This is a genomic window from Micromonospora echinospora, assembly GCF_900091495.1.
Lineage (GTDB): Bacteria > Actinomycetota > Actinomycetes > Mycobacteriales > Micromonosporaceae > Micromonospora > Micromonospora echinospora.
The window spans coordinates 630,118-646,948 of sequence record NZ_LT607413.1 but is presented as its reverse complement, the minus strand read 5'-3'; the positions used below and the strand labels follow the sequence as shown (position 1 = coordinate 646,948).

General features: G+C 74.1%; 15 protein-coding genes and 3 tRNA genes. 10 read left to right on the top strand and 8 right to left on the bottom strand.

Going from position 1 to position 16,831, the window contains the following annotated elements:
* Positions 1-52: 52 nt before the first annotated feature.
* A complete protein-coding gene (locus GA0070618_RS02950) occupies positions 53-913 on the bottom strand; it encodes a 3-methyladenine DNA glycosylase (protein ID WP_088980245.1) in 861 nt (286 codons plus the stop codon).
* Between the two features lie 35 nt (positions 914-948).
* Positions 949-2,394 (bottom strand): hypothetical protein, encoded by a 1,446-nt coding sequence (locus tag GA0070618_RS02945; RefSeq protein ID WP_088980244.1) that lies wholly within the window; start codon positions 2,392-2,394, stop codon positions 949-951.
* Positions 2,395-2,547: 153 nt separating this feature from the next.
* On the opposite strand from GA0070618_RS02945, the gene GA0070618_RS02940 reads away from it, so the two are divergent.
* From GA0070618_RS02940 to GA0070618_RS02925, 4 genes are all read left to right on the top strand, one after another.
* The gene (locus GA0070618_RS02940; RefSeq protein WP_088980243.1) at positions 2,548-3,348 is read left to right on the top strand and encodes a fumarylacetoacetate hydrolase family protein; all 801 of its coding nucleotides are present in this window, start codon (positions 2,548-2,550) and stop codon (positions 3,346-3,348) included.
* Positions 3,349-3,477: 129 nt separating this feature from the next.
* Positions 3,478-3,549, top strand: a tRNA-Gln gene (locus tag GA0070618_RS02935).
* 138 nt (positions 3,550-3,687) lie between these two features.
* Positions 3,688-3,760, top strand: a tRNA-Glu gene (locus GA0070618_RS02930).
* A gap of 153 nt (positions 3,761-3,913) precedes the next feature.
* Positions 3,914-3,989: transfer RNA gene (locus GA0070618_RS02925), tRNA-Glu, on the top strand.
* A gap of 159 nt (positions 3,990-4,148) precedes the next feature.
* On the opposite strand, the gene GA0070618_RS02920 is transcribed toward GA0070618_RS02925, so the two are convergent.
* Positions 4,149-4,835, bottom strand: coding sequence for an IclR family transcriptional regulator (locus tag GA0070618_RS02920; protein ID WP_088977837.1), 687 nt, complete (start codon positions 4,833-4,835; stop codon positions 4,149-4,151).
* A gap of 49 nt (positions 4,836-4,884) precedes the next feature.
* On the opposite strand from GA0070618_RS02920, the gene leuC reads away from it, so the two are divergent.
* From leuC to GA0070618_RS02905, 3 genes are all read left to right on the top strand, one after another.
* Positions 4,885-6,330 carry a 3-isopropylmalate dehydratase large subunit gene (gene leuC, locus GA0070618_RS02915; RefSeq protein ID WP_088980242.1) on the top strand — a complete coding sequence of 482 codons (1,446 nt, stop codon included), beginning with the start codon at positions 4,885-4,887 and terminating at the stop codon, positions 6,328-6,330.
* 16 nt (positions 6,331-6,346) lie between these two features.
* The gene (gene leuD, locus GA0070618_RS02910) at positions 6,347-6,934 is read left to right on the top strand and encodes a 3-isopropylmalate dehydratase small subunit (RefSeq protein ID WP_088985246.1); all 588 of its coding nucleotides are present in this window, start codon (positions 6,347-6,349) and stop codon (positions 6,932-6,934) included.
* 174 nt (positions 6,935-7,108) lie between these two features.
* Positions 7,109-7,855 carry an HU family DNA-binding protein gene (locus GA0070618_RS02905; RefSeq protein ID WP_172900251.1) on the top strand — a complete coding sequence of 249 codons (747 nt, stop codon included), beginning with the start codon at positions 7,109-7,111 and terminating at the stop codon, positions 7,853-7,855.
* A 134-nt stretch (positions 7,856-7,989) separates the two neighbouring features.
* On the opposite strand, the gene GA0070618_RS02900 is transcribed toward GA0070618_RS02905, so the two are convergent.
* The 5 genes from GA0070618_RS02900 to cofC form a co-directional block, all read right to left on the bottom strand.
* Positions 7,990-8,868, bottom strand: coding sequence for a bifunctional NUDIX hydrolase/histidine phosphatase family protein (locus tag GA0070618_RS02900; RefSeq protein WP_088985245.1), 879 nt, complete (start codon positions 8,866-8,868; stop codon positions 7,990-7,992).
* The gene (locus GA0070618_RS02895) at positions 8,856-10,391 is read right to left on the bottom strand and encodes a CYTH and CHAD domain-containing protein (RefSeq protein WP_088980240.1); all 1,536 of its coding nucleotides are present in this window, start codon (positions 10,389-10,391) and stop codon (positions 8,856-8,858) included. The genes GA0070618_RS02900 and GA0070618_RS02895 overlap by 13 nt, the downstream gene beginning before the upstream one ends.
* 26 nt (positions 10,392-10,417) lie before the next feature.
* Positions 10,418-12,589, bottom strand: coding sequence for an RNA degradosome polyphosphate kinase (locus GA0070618_RS02890; RefSeq protein ID WP_414467595.1), 2,172 nt, complete (start codon positions 12,587-12,589; stop codon positions 10,418-10,420).
* 288 nt (positions 12,590-12,877) lie between these two features.
* The gene (locus GA0070618_RS02885) at positions 12,878-13,075 is read right to left on the bottom strand and encodes a cold-shock protein (RefSeq protein ID WP_172900250.1); all 198 of its coding nucleotides are present in this window, start codon (positions 13,073-13,075) and stop codon (positions 12,878-12,880) included.
* A gap of 25 nt (positions 13,076-13,100) precedes the next feature.
* The gene (gene cofC / locus GA0070618_RS02880) at positions 13,101-13,739 is read right to left on the bottom strand and encodes a 2-phospho-L-lactate guanylyltransferase (RefSeq protein WP_088980237.1); all 639 of its coding nucleotides are present in this window, start codon (positions 13,737-13,739) and stop codon (positions 13,101-13,103) included.
* Positions 13,740-13,864: 125 nt separating this feature from the next.
* On the opposite strand from cofC, the gene GA0070618_RS02875 reads away from it, so the two are divergent.
* From GA0070618_RS02875 to GA0070618_RS02865, 3 genes are read left to right on the top strand one after another with little or no spacing between them, the layout of a single operon-like run.
* A complete protein-coding gene (locus GA0070618_RS02875) occupies positions 13,865-14,620 on the top strand; it encodes a lysophospholipid acyltransferase family protein (protein WP_088980236.1) in 756 nt (251 codons plus the stop codon).
* Between the two features lie 23 nt (positions 14,621-14,643).
* A complete protein-coding gene (locus tag GA0070618_RS02870; protein WP_088980235.1) occupies positions 14,644-15,642 on the top strand; it encodes an NAD(P)H-dependent glycerol-3-phosphate dehydrogenase in 999 nt (332 codons plus the stop codon).
* A 13-nt stretch (positions 15,643-15,655) separates the two neighbouring features.
* Positions 15,656-16,831 carry a cystathionine gamma-lyase gene (locus tag GA0070618_RS02865; RefSeq protein WP_088980234.1) on the top strand — a complete coding sequence of 392 codons (1,176 nt, stop codon included), beginning with the start codon at positions 15,656-15,658 and terminating at the stop codon, positions 16,829-16,831.

The following is a 16,831-nucleotide window of genomic DNA, read 5'->3' as shown; positions in this document are numbered from 1 at the left end:
ACCGGTGGCGGGGCCCTCCCGCACCCGACCGGATCTCCCTACGCCGGCCCGCTCATCCCAGGGCGGCGAGCAGGCGGGCGCGGAGCACGGTGGCACGTTCGGCGAAGCCACGCTGGGCGGCGACGTACTCGGCCCGCCCCTCCGGCGTCTCGACCCGCACCGGCGGGTATCCGAGGGCGGCCAGATCGTACGGACTGGCCCGCATGTCCAGGGTGCGGATCTCCCGGGCCAGCGCGAAACAGTCCGCGACGAGTTCGGCGGGCACCAGTGGGGAGAGTTTGTACGACCACTTGTAGAGGTCCATGTTGGCGTGCAGGCAGCCCGGCTGCTCCAGGGCGTGCTGGCTCTCCCGGGTCGGGGTGAGCACGTTCAGCGGGCGGGCCGGCGCGGTGAAGAAGCGGTACGCGTCGAAGTGGCTGCACCGGACGCCCCGCTCGTCGACGACCGCGGCGGTCCGCTCCGGACCGAGCCGCAGCGGCCAGCGGTTGTGGCGCAGCTCCTCCTGGGTCTGCCGGTAGACCATCGCCCACTCGTGCATGCCGAAGCAGCCGAGGTGCGCCGGCCGCCCGGCGGTGGCGACCAGCAGGTCCCGGATCCAGTCGAGGGAGTCGGCGCGGCGGGCGCGTACCGCGTCGTGGTCGAGGGTGACCCCGGCGGCGGTGGCGCGGTAGTCCGGGCCGAACTCGGCCGGGTCGGCGTCCCGGAGCTCCACCCCGGCCCCCGGATGCCAGCGGCGCAGGTGGGCCGGGCGGTACGAGTAGTAGGTGAAGAGGAAGTCCTCCACCGGGTGCCGGACGCCGTCACGCCGCCGGGCGAGGTGCGGGGCCAGCCAGGCGTCGACCCGCTCCTCGTGTGCCTGACGGCGGGCCCGCCAGATCGGCGCGTCGAGCACGGTGGCGAGGGCGGCGGTCACGGATCCCAGGGTACGACCGCCGCCCCGCGTCGCGGTCAGGGCACGTCCACCCGCACCCCGGCGGAGAACACCCCGCTACGCAGTTCCACCTGGTTCGGCGGCTCCGGTCCACCGACGGTGAAGACCAACGGCACCAGCATCCGCTGGTCGGCCGCCACGGGCTCGGCGAAGACGTCCCGCCCCTGGTTGGCCGCCCGGGTGGCCGGCTCGTCGGCGGTGACCCACCGGCCGTCCGGCAGGTAGGCGCGCTGGAGTTCCCCATGCCAGACCTGCTGCTGCGGGGTGAGGTTGCGCACCCCGACCGTCGCCTGGCAGCGGCGCCGGGCCGTCGCCGGGTCGCAGGCCATTCCGTAGACGGTGAACTCGAACGCCGCTTCCCGCAGGGGCACCCCGAGCGGGCCGGCGTGTCCCTGTCCGGTCCACGCGCCGCTGGTGGGCTGCGCGCCGGTGTCGATCGCGGCGACCCGCGTGGTCGCGGTCCAGGCCGCCGCGCCGACCACCCCCGCCAGGATCGCCAGGGCCATCCCGACCACCAGCCAGACCGGCGGCCGGCGGCGGCGGTACGCGGGCGACGGCACCGCCGGGCGCGGGTACACCGTGCCCCGGCTGTCCGGGCGGCCGGTGCGGTCGGGATCGGTGCCGAAACGTCCGGTCGTCGCGTCGGGCATCCGGCGGCGTCGGCGCAGCAGCCACCAGCCGGTGGCGGCCAACGCCGCCAGCAGCAGCGCGCCTGCCGCCAGGACGGTGGTGGGGCGTTGCCAGAGCGGCGGCGGCTCGGCGTCGGCCCCGGGCTTGACGGCCTGTTGCCAGGTCGCCGTCGCGCAGTCGTACGGCCGGTTGCCGGAACCGTCGAAGGCGCAGGCCGGCGCGGTCAACGGCCGATCCACGGCGGCGGTCAGCGCGGTGTTCAGGGTCGTGGTGCTCCGGGCCGGCAGGGTGAGCCGCCAGGTGACCTCGGCCGAGTCGGCCCGGCCGGCGGACCGGGTCGTCCGCCCCCCGGCGCTGACCGTGGTCGCCGACGAGCCGGGCGGCAGTTCCTGGCGGACCGTGGTGGCGACCGGGGCGTTGCCGTTGTTGCGTACCTCGATCCGGTAGGCCGGCGCCGGCGTGCCGGCGGGGGCGACCCGGACCCGGACCGCCGGTGGCGCCCCCCGGTCCGCTCCGTGGTGCGTCGACGGGCTCCCGGCGCCCGGTGTGGAGCCTGCGCCCGGCGTGGCCCGGGTGCCCGGACCGGCGGTGGCCGCAGCGGCCGGCCGGGCCGGCTCCGCGAGCGCCGTGCGGGCCGGTGGTGACGCGGAGGCGACCACCGGGGCCGGTGGTGACGTGGGTGTGACCACGGCCGGTGGTGACGCGGGTGCGACCACCGGGGTCAGCGCCGCACGTGGCGGATCGGGTGTCGGCAGCGCCGGCAGCGCGGTGAGGACACCGAGGCAGTGGACGAGCACCGCGAGGGTCCGGTGGGGTCGTGTCGATGCAGGCATACGAACGCACCTCCCGGGGCCGACGCTAGGGGGACGGCCGTACCGCTCGGATGGAAAGTGCCGAACCCGGCCCGCCCGACCAGCGGCGCCGGTACGCTGCGCCGGCCGGTGGCGGGGTGCCCGTGGCCTGGGCGGCGGGGCTAGATTGGCTGCGTGCGTATCGCTCGTTTCGCTCATGCCAAGGGAATGTCGTTCGGAGCCGTCGAGGGGGAGCCGGGGGCGGGGCCGCAGGGTCTCACCATCGCCGAGATCGAGGGGCACCCGTTCGGGCAGATCCAGTTCAGCGGGGCCCGGTGGGCCCTGTCGGACGTCCGCCTGCTCTCGCCGATCCTGCCCAGCAAGGTGGTCTGCGTCGGCCGCAACTACGCCGAGCACGCCGCCGAGCACGGCAGCGAGGTGCCGAAGGAGCCGTTGCTCTTCCTCAAACCCTCCACCAGCGTCATCGGGCCGCGGGACGCGATCCGGCTGCCGATCTTCTCCACGCAGGTCGAGCACGAGGCGGAGCTGGCCGTGGTGATCGGGCCGCCCGGCGCCCGGCGGGCCGACCGGGCCGCCGCCGAGCGGGCCATCTTCGGCTACACCTGCGCCAACGACGTGACCGCGCGGGACCTGCAACGCAACGACGGGCAGTGGACCAGGGCGAAGGGCTTCGACTCGTTCTGTCCGCTCGGGCCCTGGATCACCACCGGACTGGACGTCGGTGACCTGGAGATCCGCTGTGAGGTCGGTCGCGATCCGGAGGAGATGGAGGTCCGTCAGCTGGGCCGGACCAAGGACATGGTCTTCGACGTGCCGTCCCTGGTGTCGTACGTCTCGCACGTGATGACGCTGTTGCCCGGGGACGTCGTCCTGACCGGCACCCCGGCCGGGGTTAGTCCGCTCCTGGACGGGGATACCGTCACGGTACGTATCGACGGGATCGGGGAACTCTCGAACCCGGTGGTCTCGCTCTGACCGCCGGTGCGGCGGGTGAAATCGCAGCTCAAGGGCGGTTTCGGTAACCCGATTTGGCCTGTCGGCACCGGTGGAGTAAAGTTTCTCCCCGGTGCCGGAAGGTGCCGATCCGGTGCCGCAGGGCACCAATGGGGTATGGGGTAATTGGCAGCCCGACTGATTCTGGTTCAGTTAGTCTAGGTTCGAGTCCTGGTACCCCAGCGCAACCGAGGTTCGAGAGAGCCTCGGACGCTGGATTCTGGCGGAGTTCGCCTCCCGCCTCCACACGGAGACGGGAGTTCGATCTCTGTTAGAGTGCAGCATCGCCGCCCGCGAGGGTGGCGGTGCAGGAGAAGTTCTGGCCCCGTCGTCTAGCGGCCCAGGACGCCGCCCTCTCAAGGCGGTAGCGCCGGTTCGAATCCGGTCGGGGCTACAGCGTCACCGGTCCGTCCCGTGTCATTCAGCGGGGCGGGCTGTTTCGCTTCTGCCGGGTCTACCCGGTCCCACCCGGTCGACACTCGACCCGGGGGACATGGTTAGACTACGGCGGCACCGCCCGGCAGGGTGGTGAAGCAGGAAAAGTCTTGGCCCCGTCGTCTAGCGGCCCAGGACGCCGCCCTCTCAAGGCGGTAGCGCCGGTTCGAATCCGGTCGGGGCTACCATGTCGGCCCGTCTCCCACTCCGGGGGACGGGCCGTTTCCGTTCGGGCCCTTCCGCGCCGACTCCTCCTCCGCCGGTCGTGGAGGTGACGGTGTCGATCTCCACCGTCACCTCCACGACCGCGTGCGCGAGCGGAGCGGGCCGCGCGGGCGCCGGGTGGGTCAGAGGCCGGAGAGGCGCTGGCCGGCCCGGACGACGGCCATGGCGTGACGTTCGCCGGGGCGGCGGCCGAGGCGTTCGATCGGGCCGGAGATGCTGATCGCGGCGATCACCCGGCCGGTGCGGTCGCGGATCGGGGCCGAGACGCTCGCCACACCGGCCTCCCGTTCGGCGACGCTCTGCGCCCAGCCACGGCGGCGTACCTCGGCGAGGGTGCGGCCGGTGAACTTCGACCGGGGCAGGAGCGGCATCACCGCCTCCGGCGGTTCCCAGGCGAGCAGGATCTGGGCCGCCGAGCCCGCCGTCATCGGCAGGACCGAGCCGACCGGCACGGTGTCCCGCAGGCCGCTGGCCCGCTCGGCGGCGGCCACGCAGACCCGTTCGTCGGCTCGGCGTAGGTAGAGCTGGGCGCTTTCGCCCGTGGCATCCCGCAGGGCGGCCAGCAGTGGCTCGGCCGCGGTCAGCAGGACGTCCGGCGCGGCGTTGGCCAGCTCACCGAGGCGTGGGCCGGGCCGCCACCGCCCCTGTGTGTCCCGGACGAGCATCCGGTGGATTTCCAGCGCCTGCGCCAGCCGATGGGCCGTGGCCCTCGGCAGCTTGGTGCGCTCAACGAGTTCGGCCAGGCTGGCGCCGTCGACACAGGCGGCCAGGATGACCACCGCCTTGTCGAGAACGCCGACACCGCTCATACTGTGTCCCACAAGCCGAAACTTACCTCCCAGAATTTAGGATGTCCAGATGGTGGGAGTCACTCCGAAGCCAAAGACCTTGGCCGAGAAGGTCTGGGACGCGCACGTCGTGCGATCCGCCGAGGGCGAGCCCGACCTGCTCTACATCGACCTGCACCTGCTGCACGAGGTCACCAGCCCACAGGCGTTCGACGGCCTCCGTCTGGCCGGTCGCCCCGTGCGGCGTACCGATCTGACCATCGCGACCGAGGACCACAACACCCCGACCGGGTACGCCGACCCGGCGTTCCGCCAGCGTCGGGGCGACCTGCTCACGATCGCCGACCCGACCTCCCGCACCCAGATCGAGACGTTGCGCCGCAACTGCGCCGAGTTCGGCGTCCGGCTGCACCCGCTGGGTGACGAGAACCAGGGCATCGTGCACGTCATCGGTCCCCAGCTCGGCCTGACCCAGCCCGGCATGACCATCGTCTGTGGCGACTCGCACACCGCCACCCACGGCGCGTTCGGGGCGCTCGCCTTCGGCATCGGCACCAGTGAGGTCGAACACGTCCTGGCCACCCAGACGCTGCCGCAGGCCCGTCCGAGGACCATGGCGGTGAACGTCACCGGCCAGCTCGGCCCCGGGGTGACCGCCAAGGACCTGGTTCTCGCGCTGATCACGCAGGTCGGCACCGGCGGCGGTCGCGGCCACATCGTGGAGTACCGGGGGGAGGCGATCCGGTCGCTGTCCATGGAGGGACGGATGACCATCGCCAACATGTCCATCGAGTGGGGCGCGAAGGCCGGCATGATCGCCCCGGACGAGACGACCTTCGCCTACCTGGCGGGTCGGCCGAACGCGCCGCAGGGAGCCGACTGGGACGCCGCGGTGGCGTACTGGCGGACGCTCCCCACCGACGAGGGGGCCGTCTTCGACGCCGAGGTGACCCTGGACGCCTCCCGGGTGACGCCCTTCGTCACCTGGGGCACCAACCCGGGCCAGGGCGCGCCCCTGGCCGAGCGGGTGCCCGACCCGGACGAGTTCGACCACGAGGCCGAACGGACCGCCGCGCGTCGCGCGCTGGAGTACATGGACCTGCGCCCCGGTACGCCGCTGCGCGACCTCGCCGTGGACGTGGTCTTCGTCGGCTCCTGCACCAACGGCCGGCTGGAGGACCTCCGGGCGGCGGCCGACGTGCTGCGGGACCGGCGGGTCGCCGACGGGGTGCGGATGCTGGTGGTGCCCGGCTCCGCCGCGGTCCGGCAGGCCGCCGAGGCGGAGGGACTGGACAAGGTGTTCACCGACGCCGGGGCGGAGTGGCGCTTCGCCGGCTGTTCCATGTGCCTGGGCATGAACCCGGACACCCTCTCGCCGGGGCAGCGGTCCGCCTCCACCTCCAACCGCAACTTCGAGGGCCGGCAGGGCCGGGGCGGGCGTACCCATCTGGTGTCGCCCCCGGTCGCCGCCGCCACCGCCGTGGTCGGCCGGCTGGCCGCGCCGGCCGATCTGTGAAGGGATGACTGGGACGATGGACAGGTTCACCACACACACCGGCACCGCCGTGCCATTGCGGCGCTCCAATGTGGACACCGATCAGATCATTCCTGCGGTGTACCTCAAGCGGGTGACCCGGACCGGTTTCGCCGACGGTCTCTTCAGCGCCTGGCGGGAGGACCCGGGATTCGTGCTGAACGATTCCTCGTATTCCGGAGCATCGATTCTCGTCGCTGGCCCGGAGTTCGGCACCGGGTCATCTCGGGAGCACGCGGTGTGGGCGCTCCGGGACTGGGGCTTCCGCGCGGTGATCTCGCCTCGCTTCGGTGACATCTTCCGTGGCAACGCCTTGAAGGAGGGGCTACTGCCGGTCGAGCTGGAATTGAGGACGGTCGAAGAACTCTGGGATCGACTCGACGCCGACCCGACCATCCCGGTCACCGTCGACCTGGCCGCGCGGGAGGTCCGGGTCGGGGCGGACACCTGGTCCTTCCCCATGGACGACTTCAGCCGTTGGCGGCTCATGGAAGGCTTGGACGACATTGGACTGACCCTCCGTCAGGAGGCGGAGATCAGCACCTACGAGGCGCGTCGGCTGCCGTTCCTGCCCGTCCTGAGCTAGCCGGAAGGCCCACCCGCGCCTTGGGTTTTCGCCCCCGTCTCCTCCACCGGCGGGGGCGAATCCGTTACGACACAAGGGCTTTTTTCCACCGAATGTTTGTGTCCAGGCAGCAGAGGGCATACCGTGCGCGCAGAATGGCTCGCGTCGAGTCAGTTGCACAATCGGGAGGAAGTCGTGAACAAGGCCGAGCTCATCGAGGCGCTCGCCGCTCGCCTGGGGGACAGGAAGTCGGCGACTGCGGCGCTCGACGCGGTCCTCGCTGAGGTCCAGGCGGCGGTGGCGAAGGGCGAGAAGGTGTCCATCACCGGTTTCGGAGCGTTCGAGAAGCGCGTACGCGCTGCCCGAACAGCCCGCAACCCTCGTACCGGAGAGGCGGTGAAGGTCAAGAAGACATCCGTGCCGACCTTCCGTCCGGGCGCCGGGTTCAAGGAGATGGTGGCCAGCGGCAAGGCGCCGAAGGCCACGACCGCCGCGAAGAAGACCACGACCGCCGCGAAGACCACGGCGGCGGCCAAGGCGACCGGGGCGAAGGCGACCGGAGCCAAGGCCACCGGCACCAAGGCCACCACGGCCAAGGCGGCCGGAACGAAGGCCACCACGGCGAAGGCGGCCGGCGCCAAGGCCACCGGTACGAAGAAGGCCACCGCCGCGGCCAAGGCCGCCCCGGCGACGGCCACCAAGGCCGCGACGAAGGCGACCACCAAGGCCGCCGGCACCAAGGCGGCCGGCGCGAAGGCCGCGCCGGCGAAGAAGAGCGCCACCACCAAGGCCACGGCGGCGAAGAAGACGACCACGGCCACGAAGACGGCCGCCGCGAAAAAGGCCGGCACCACGGCGGCCAAGAGCACGGCGGCCAAGAGCACGGCGGCGAAGAAGTCGCCGGCCCGTAAGGCTCCGGCGAAGAAGACCGCCACCCGCTAGATCCCGCACCGGCCGAGGGGCGTCCACCGTCGAGGTGGGCGCCCTTCGTCGTTCCCGGCCCGCTGACGGGCCGGGGCGGCGGACGGGTGTCGCGACGCCGGCCCCGGCCGGTGGACGCCCGGGCGGGGCCGGGCTCAGAGACGGTCGGGCGGGAGTAGACCGTCGGCGGTGAACGCCAGCAGCCAGCCGCCACCCTTCGCGGTGGTGAAGTCGTCCGACCGGCCGGTGAGCCGTTCCAGGGCCGGTGGGATCACCTTGCCCTGGCTGCACACCACGACCGGCCCGTCCGGAGACGCCAGCGCGGTCAACCGGGCCGCGGCGGCGAGTGCCCGCTCCACCGGCTGCTGCCCCGCCTCCGGCTCGTCGAAGTCACGGTCCACCTCGATCGGCAGGTCCACCAACTCGGCCAGCGGGTCGAGGGTCTGCACGCAGCGACGGGGCGCGGCGGAGACGAGGCGTACCGGGCGGATCGCGGCCACCAGCCGGGCGAGCGTCCGCGCCTGCGCCCACCCGATGGCGTCGAGCGGCCGGGCGGTGTCCGGGCCGGACCAGGTGCCCCGGGTGCCGGCCCGCGCGTGCCGGACCAGCACCACGGTTCCGGTCACCGGCGGCAGGGCCGCGAACGCGTGCAGCACCTGCGCGTCGTGCGGGTAGCTCACCAGTTCCAGCGCCGCCGCCACCGGCAGCCAACGCACCTCGTCGACCTCGGTGTCCGCCTGGAAGCCCCCGTCGGCGCCCGCCCGCAGCGACCAGTAGTCGACCACCTTCGGCCGGCCCTCGCTGCGGTACGAGACGCTCGGCAGGCGGGCCTGCGGCACCCCCCGGACGTCGGTCTCCTCGGCGACCTCACGAAGTGCGGCGAGCAACGGGTGTTCCCCGGGCTCCAGCTTGCCCTTCGGCAGCGACCAGTCCCCGTACCGGGGACGGTGCACCAGGCAGACCTCGATCCCGCCGCCGGTGGCGGGACGCCACGCCACCCCGCCCGCCGCCCGGATCACGCTCACCGCAGCCAGCCCTTCCGGCGACGTACCGCCCGACGCCAGGTGTCCGGGAAGTCGGCGCGGGCCCGGCGGACCTCGGCCCGTTCCCGCTCGGCCAGCCGGCCGGCGGTCACCGCCAGGACCGGGTCGTCGGGGTGCGCCAGCGCCAGCTCCGTCCAGGTCTCGGCGGCCACGGCGGCGTCCTGGTGCGCGCCGAGCAGCGTCTGGCTCTCCCGGACGGCACGGGCGAGTTTCGCCGCACCCGTACCCAGCACCGGGGCGACCGCCTCCAGCGCGTAGCGGGCCCGCTTGGCGGCCTTGCGGACGTCGTGCCACTGCTCGTCCGGCCCGACCGGGTCCAGCGCGGGCACGCCGCCGTGCCGGCCGGTGCCGTGGGCCAGCCGGCGCCACGGCTTGCGGACCAGCCGGGGCAGGACCTTCCCCGCCGGCGCGTCCGCCTTGCCCGTCAGCCCGGGAGCACGGTCCGCCGCCACCAGGGACTCGACCAGGGCGACGTAGCGGGGCGAACGCAGCGCGTCGGCCACCTCGGTGGCGGCCTGCCGTTGCCGGGCGGCGAGCGCGGCGTCCAGCCGGTCCAGCGCGCCCGCGTCGAGCGGGCTGACCGGGTCGGCCGCGGCGGTACGCCGTAGCCGGTCGCGGAGGACCTCGACGTCCCGGGCCTCGCCGAGCACCCCGCCGAGCCAGCGCAGCTCGTCGGCGAGCGGATCCGCCCAGGTGGCGTCGAGCAGCGGGGCGAAGGTGCGCAGGTCGCTGCGGAGCCGCCGGGTGCCCACCCGCATCTTCCGGACCGCGTCGACGTCACCGGCCTCCTCGCCGAGGCGGACCAGCGGGTCGTAGCGGAGGATGCGGCGCACGCCGCGCCGGACCGCCTCGGTGACCACGTCACCGGCGGTCGGCTCCGCCGGCACGTCGCCGGGCGGGACCAGGTCCGGCGCCTTCCGTGCCGCCGCGCCGAGCGCCTTGACGTGCTTGGGGACGAACTCCGCCAGCCGCGCGCCCGCCGTGGTGAGCAGTTCGTCCACCCGGTCCAGCAGATCGGCGTCCGCGCTGCCGCGTTCGACCTCCACCTCCCGGAAGCTCAGGTCGACCGTGCGGGTCGAACCCTCGGCGGCCAACGAGGTCACCCGGTCCTCCACCACCTCGGCGAGCAGTTCGCCGTCGGCGTCGCGCAGTCGACGGATGTCCCGGACCGTGCTGACCAGGGCGACCGCGGCCAGCGGCGCACCCCGGTGGTACACGGTGACCAGCTCGGCCAGCTCCGTCGGCACGGCCTCGGTCGACCCCGGACGGGAGATCTCGTGCCGGACCCCGGGGGAGCCGGTGGGCAGCTTCACCGTCCAGGGCACCTCGTCGCCCTCCCGGTGCCGCAGCGAGACGCCGGCCCGGGCCAGCCGCAGGTCGGTCGTGTCGAAGTAGGTGGCGACCAGGGTCACCGGTGCCGGACTGTCGACCCGGCCACCCGCGGGCAGGGCGGGGGACAGGTCCGGCAGCCGGAAGTCGGCCGGCACCGCGTACTTGCGCTCCTGTTCGACCATCGCCCCAGACTATGTCGGCCGTCGGGTCAGCCGGCGGTGCCACCGACCCGACGCAGCAGCAGCTCCTGGAGGTGCTCCGACGGCGCGTCCGGGGTGCTCTCCCGGCGGCTCCAGGTGCCGTCGGCGGCCAGCTCGAACGCGTCCACCTCGGGGCTCATCGCGGCGGTCAGCACGTGGTCCAGTTCGGCGCGGGCCACCGGGTCGCTCACCTGGACCAGCGCCTCCACCCGACGGTCCAGGTTGCGGTGCATCAGGTCGGCCGAGCCCATCCAGAACTCCGCCGCGCCGTCGTTGCCGAACCGGAAGATCCGGGAGTGCTCCAGGAACCGGCCGAGGATCGACCGGACCCGGATGTTCTCCGACAGCCCCGGTACGCCCGGCCGCAGCGTGCACATGCCCCGGATGATCAGGTCCACGTGCACCCCGGCCCGCGACGCCCGGTAGAGCGCGTCGGTGACCTCCTCGTCCACCAGGGAGTTCACCTTGAACTGCACCAGGCCGGGCGCACCGAGCCGGGTGTGCGCGATCTCCCGCTCGATCCGCTCGATCAGTCCCCGCCGGATGCCCTGCGGGGCGACCAGCAGTCGTCGGTAGATGGTCTGCCGGCTGTAACCGGTGAGCACGTTGAACAGGTCGGTCAGGTCCGCGCCGATCTCCGGGTCGGCGGTGAGCACGCCGAAGTCCTCGTAGAGCCGGGCGGTCTTCGGGTGGTAGTTGCCGGTGCCGATGTGGCAGTAGCGACGGATCTGGTTGCCCTCCTGCCGGACCACCAGGGCGGTCTTGCAGTGCGTCTTCAGGCCCACCAGGCCGTAGACGACGTGGCAGCCGGCCCGTTCCAGGGTGCGGGCCCAGCCGATGTTCGCCACCTCGTCGAACCGGGCCTTCAGTTCGACCAGCACCACCACCTGCTTGCCGGCCTCGGCGGCGTCGACCAGCGCGTCGACGATCGGGGAGTCGCCGCTGGTGCGGTAGAGGGTCTGCTTGATGGCCAGCACGTTCGGGTCGGCGGCGGCCTGCTCGACGAAGCGCTGCACGCTGGTCGCGAACGAGTGGTACGGGTGGTGCACCAGCACGTCCCCGTCCCGCAGCGTGGCGAAGACGCTGCGCGGCACCTCGCCCTCGGTGAGCCGGGGGTGGGTGGCCGGGACGAACGGCGGGTCCTTCAGGTCGGGGCGGTCCGCCTCGCCGTAGAGCTGCCAGAGCGCCGAGAGGTCCAGCAGGCCCCGCACCCGCAGCACGTCCGTGGCGTCCATGTCCAGTTCCCGGACGAGCAGCTCCAGCATGTGGTCGGAGATGGAGGCGGCCACCTCCAGGCGCACCGGCGGGCCGAACCGGCGTCGGGCCAGCTCCCGCTCCAGGGCCTGGAGCAGGTCCTCGTCGCGGTCCTCGTCGACCTCCAGCTCCGCGTTGCGGGTGACCCGGAACAGGTGGCACTCGACCACCTGCATGCCGGAGAAGAGCTGCCCCAGGTGCACCGAGATCAGCTCCTCGACCGGCAGGAACCGCACCCCGGGCAGGTCCCGGCAGACCCGGACGAACCGGGGGACGTTGTTCGGCACCTTCACCCGGGCGAACAGCTCCGTCCCGCCGTGCGGGTCGCGGACCGTCACCGCCAGGTTGAGCGACCGCCCCGAGATGTACGGGAACGGGTGCGCCGGGTCGACGGCCAGCGGGGTCAGCACCGGGAAGATCTGCTCGCGGAAGTAGGTGCGCAGCCGCTCCCGCTCCGGGTCGCCGAGGTCGGACCAGTCCAGCAGGTGGATGTCCTCGGCGGCCAGCCTCGGCTGGACGTCGTCGACGAAGCAGGTGGCGTGCCGGGCGGCCAGGCCGGCGGTCTTCTCCGCGATCAGGTCGAGCTGGGTGCGCAGCGGCATCCGGTCGCCGCCGCGCACCGGCAGGCCGGCCTGGAGACGTCGCTTCAGCCCGGCGACCCGGACCATGTAGAACTCGTCCAGGTTGCTGGCGAAGATGGCCAGGAACTTCGCCCGTTCCAGCAGCGGGGTGCGCGGGTCCTCGGCCAGGGTGAGCACCCGGGCGTTGAAGTCCAGCCAGGAGAGCTCCCGGTTGAGGAAGCGGTCCTCGGGCAGCGGTTCGGCCGCCGGGCCGCCGCCGGTGGGGTCGGAAACGCCCGGCCCCGCGTCGGCCGGAGCGCCCGCGTCGGCCGGCCCGACCCGGTCCGGGTCGGCGACCTCCTCCACCCCGGCGGACGCGGCGCCCCCGGCGCCCGGTTCCGGCTGTCCGTCGTTGATCCGGCCGTCGACGTCGCTCGCGGTCGTCCCGTCCCCGCCGCCCCGGGCGGCGCCGGGCAGCGGGGAAGCGGCGGTGTCGGTGGTGCCGTCCGGCGCGCCGTCGGCCGTCTCCGTGGCAGCCGGGCCGGACGGCTCGGGGGTACGGCGCGGACGGACCGGTCGGCGGCGCGGAGGGGTGCTCACCCCGCCATCATGACCTGACGAGGGTGAACACGAAATGAACTTGCGCAGGCCAGGTCAGTCCATGGTCGGCAAGGTCACCCTGACGATCTCGCCGGCGGCGTCCCGGTCGACGCGGACCCGTTGGCCGAGGCGGAGCAGGCGCAGCCCGGAGGCGTCGAAGGCGCGGGCCGGGAAGGACAGCTCGGATCCGTCGTCGAGCAGCAGCGTCCCGGTGCGCGTCGTGCCGTCGAAGGTGGCCACCGTGCCCTGCATGTCCCGCACCGTACACCCGTGCGGGTCAGCCCGGGGCGACGGCCGGGCGACGGGCGGCCAGCGCGGCCGTGTGCGGACCCAGCCCGAGCCGGGCGGCCTCCGCCAGGTCGGCCGGGGTGTCCACGTCCCGGCGCAGGCTCGGCCAGCCACCGGCCAGGGGGAGCGCCCCGCTGGCGGCGTGCGCGGCGGCCGAGCCCGCCCCGAAACGTGGGTCCAGCGGCACGCCGGCCGGCGCGGCGAGCAGCACGGTGCCGTCGCCCGGGGCGTCGGCGACGAAGTGGCGTACCCCCGGGGTGTCGGCGGTGGCCCGCAGCGCCTCGCCCAGCTCGGCCGGGAGCAGGGCGGGCAGGTCGGCGGTGAGCCCGGCCACCGGACCGTCGACGGCCCCCGCGCCGTGCCGCAGCGCGGCGTTGAGCCCGGCGTCCGGGGCGTCCGGCAGCACCCGGGCGCCCGCCGCGCGGACCGCCGCGGCGGCCCGGGGATCGTCGGTCACCACCAGCAGGGCGGCCACCGCGTCGCAGGCGAGCACCGCGCGGACCGTGTCCAGGGCGAGGGCCAGGGCCAGGGCCTCGTGCGGTACGCCCGGCAGCGCGCCGCGTAGTCTGCTCTTCGCCACGTCAAGGCGCTTCACCGGTACCACCACGGTCCAGCTCGGCTCGCTCACCGGCTCATCCTGCCCCAGCCGGGGTGCGGCACCCTCGCTGGCCCCGTCCGGGGGGAGCAGGCATGATTTCGCTGCGGGCGTCACCGGTGGACGCGGTCGCGGGGCGGGCGGAACGAGGAGGCACGGTGGCACGGCGCAGGCTGGGTTTCTGGCAGTGGTTCGCCGTGGTGGTGGTCAAGCCCGTGATGACCGTCTGGACCCGCCGCACCTGGACCGGCATGGAGCACATCCCCCGTGACGGTGGGGTGATCATCGTCCCCAACCACCTCTCGTACGCCGACCCGCTGGTCTCCGCGCACTTCGTCTACGACGCCGGCCGGTGGCCGCGTTTCCTCGGGAAGGCCAGCGTCTTCCGGGTGCCGGTGGTGGGGGCGATCCTGCGCCGCTGCCGCCAGATCCCGGTCGAGCGGGGCACCGTCGACGCGGCCCGCTCCCTCGACGCCCTGGTCGCCGCGCTCGACGAGGGCGGCGCGGTGGTCGTCTACCCGGAGGGCACGCTCACCCGGGAGCCGGACCTGTGGCCGATGCGCGGCAAGACCGGCGCGGCCCGGCTCGCGCTGGCCACCGGAGCACCGGTGGTCCCGGTGGCGATGTGGGGACCGGAGCGGATCATCGACCCCCGGCGGAACCGGGTGAGCCTGCGTCCGCGCATCCCGGTCACGGTGGCCGCCGGCCCGCCGGTCGACCTGGGCCGTTGGGCGGACGCGCCACCGACGAAAGCGACGTTGGAAGAGATGACCGACGAGATCATGCTCGGGATCCGCGACCTGCTCGCCGGGATCCGGGGCGGCACACCCCCGCCGCTGTGGGAGCGTCCGGGGCGGCCGGGCGCCGTCGAGGCGAGCCGGGACGGCGTCGAGCGACCCGGGGGTGGCGTGTGAGCACGCGGCGGGATCCGTCTGCGATGAGCGGGCACGTGGCGGTGCTCGGGGCCGGGTCCTGGGGCACGGCGTTCGCCAAGATTCTCGCCGACGCGGGCCGGGAGGTGGCGATCTGGGCACGGCGGCGACCGGTCGCCGAGGAGATCCGGCACCGGGGGCGGAACCCGGAGTACCTGCCCGACCTGCGCCTGCCCGAGCGGGTGACGGCCACCGCCGACGCGGCCGAGGCCATCTCCGGGGCCGAGGTGGTGGTGCTGGCGGTGCCGTCCCAGACGCTGCGCGGCAACCTCGCCGAGTGGGCCGGCCACCTGGAGCCGGACGCCACGCTGGTCTCCCTGATGAAGGGGATCGAGCTGGGCACCACCAAGCGGATGAGCGAGGTGATCGTGGAGACCGCCAAGGTGGCGGCGGACCGGGTGGTCGTGGTCTCCGGCCCGAACCTGGCCCCCGAGATCGCCGCCGGGCAGCCGGCCGCCACCGTCGTCGCCTGCACCGACGTCGGGCGGGCCACGCTGGTGCAGCGCTCGGTCACCACGCCGTACTTCCGGCCGTACACCAACGACGACGTGATCGGCTGCGAGCTGGGCGGCGCGGTCAAGAACGTGATCGCCCTGTCGTACGGCATCGCCACCGCGATGGGGTTCGGGGACAACACCCGCGCCATGCTGATCACCCGCGGGCTGGCCGAGACCGCCCGACTGGGCGTGGCGCTCGGCGCGGACCCGCTGACCTTCGCCGGGCTGGCCGGCATGGGCGACCTGGTCGGCACCTGCTCATCGCCGCTGTCGCGCAACCGCACCTTCGGCGAGCACCTGGGACGGGGGGAGACCCTGGAACAGGCGCAGGTGGCCACCCGGCAGACCGCCGAGGGGGTCAAGAGCTGCCTGGCGATCCGCGACCTGGCCCGCGCGCACGGGGTGGAGATGCCCATCACCGAGCAGGTCGAACGGGTCTGCCACGAGGGTGTCGACCCGCGCCTGGCGGTCCGGGCCCTGATGAGCCGGACGACCAAACCGGAGTAGGACGGGGGCGGACGTGGGGGAGCGGACGAGCGGACCGGCGGACGGGGCGGCACCGGGGCCGGGCGGGTTCCCGGAGGACTGGGCCGACGGCACCCGGTGTGTGCACGCCGGGCTGCCCGAACCGGCCCCCGGCCAGCCGTTCCTCCCCGGCCCGGTCTTCGCCGCGCCGTACCACCTCGACCCGTGGCAGGGGCCGGCGGCCAGCCCGAACGGCTACGGCCGACCCGACAACCCGACCCGTCGGCTGCTGGAGGCGGCGATCGGCGAGCTGGAGGGGGGCGACTGCCGGGTCTTCGCCAGCGGACAGGCCGCGATCACCGGGCTGCTGCTGGCCGTGCTGCGCCCCGGGGACACCGTCCTGCTCCCCGCCGACGGGTACTTCCCGGTCCGCTCGTTCGCCACGCAGACCCTGGCCGGGACGGGGGTGGACGTCCGCTTCGTGCCGACCGCCGGGCCGTACCCGGCGCTGGACGGCGTACGCCTGGTGCTGGTGGAGACCCCGGCCAACCCCGGCCTGGACGTCTGCGACATCGCCGCGCTGGCGGAGCGGGCGCACGCGGCCGGGGCGCTGCTCGCGGTGGACAACACCACCGCGACCCCGCTCGGGCAGCGTCCCCTGGACCTCGGCGCGGACCTGGTGGTCGCCTCCGGCACCAAGGCCCTGACCGGCCACTCCGACCTGCTCCTCGGCTACGTCGCCAGCCGGTCGGCGCACCTGCTGGAGACGGTGACCGCCTGGCGCACCACCACCGGCGCGGTGCCCGGCGCGTTCGACGCCTGGCTGGCCCACCGCTCGCTGGCCACCCTGGACCTGCGGCTGGCCCGGCAGTCGGCGAACGCCGAGGCGGTGGCCAGGCTGCTCGTCGGCCGCCCCGACGTGACCGGGGTGCGCTGGCCGGGGCTGCCCGACGACCCGGCCCACCCGGTGGCGTCGGTCCAGATGCGCCGGCTGCCGGGGATCGTCTCGTTCGACCTCGGCGACGCCGATCGGGTCGCCCGCTTCGTGGAGGCGTCCCGGCTGGTCGCCGCCGCCACGTCGTTCGGCGGGCTGCACACCACCGCCGACCGGCGGGCCCAGTGGGGCGACGACACCGCGCCGGGCTTCGTCCGGCTCTCCTGCGGGGTGGAGGACACCGCCGACCTGGTGGCCGACCTGACCGCCGCCCTGGACGCCGTGCGCCCGGCGTAG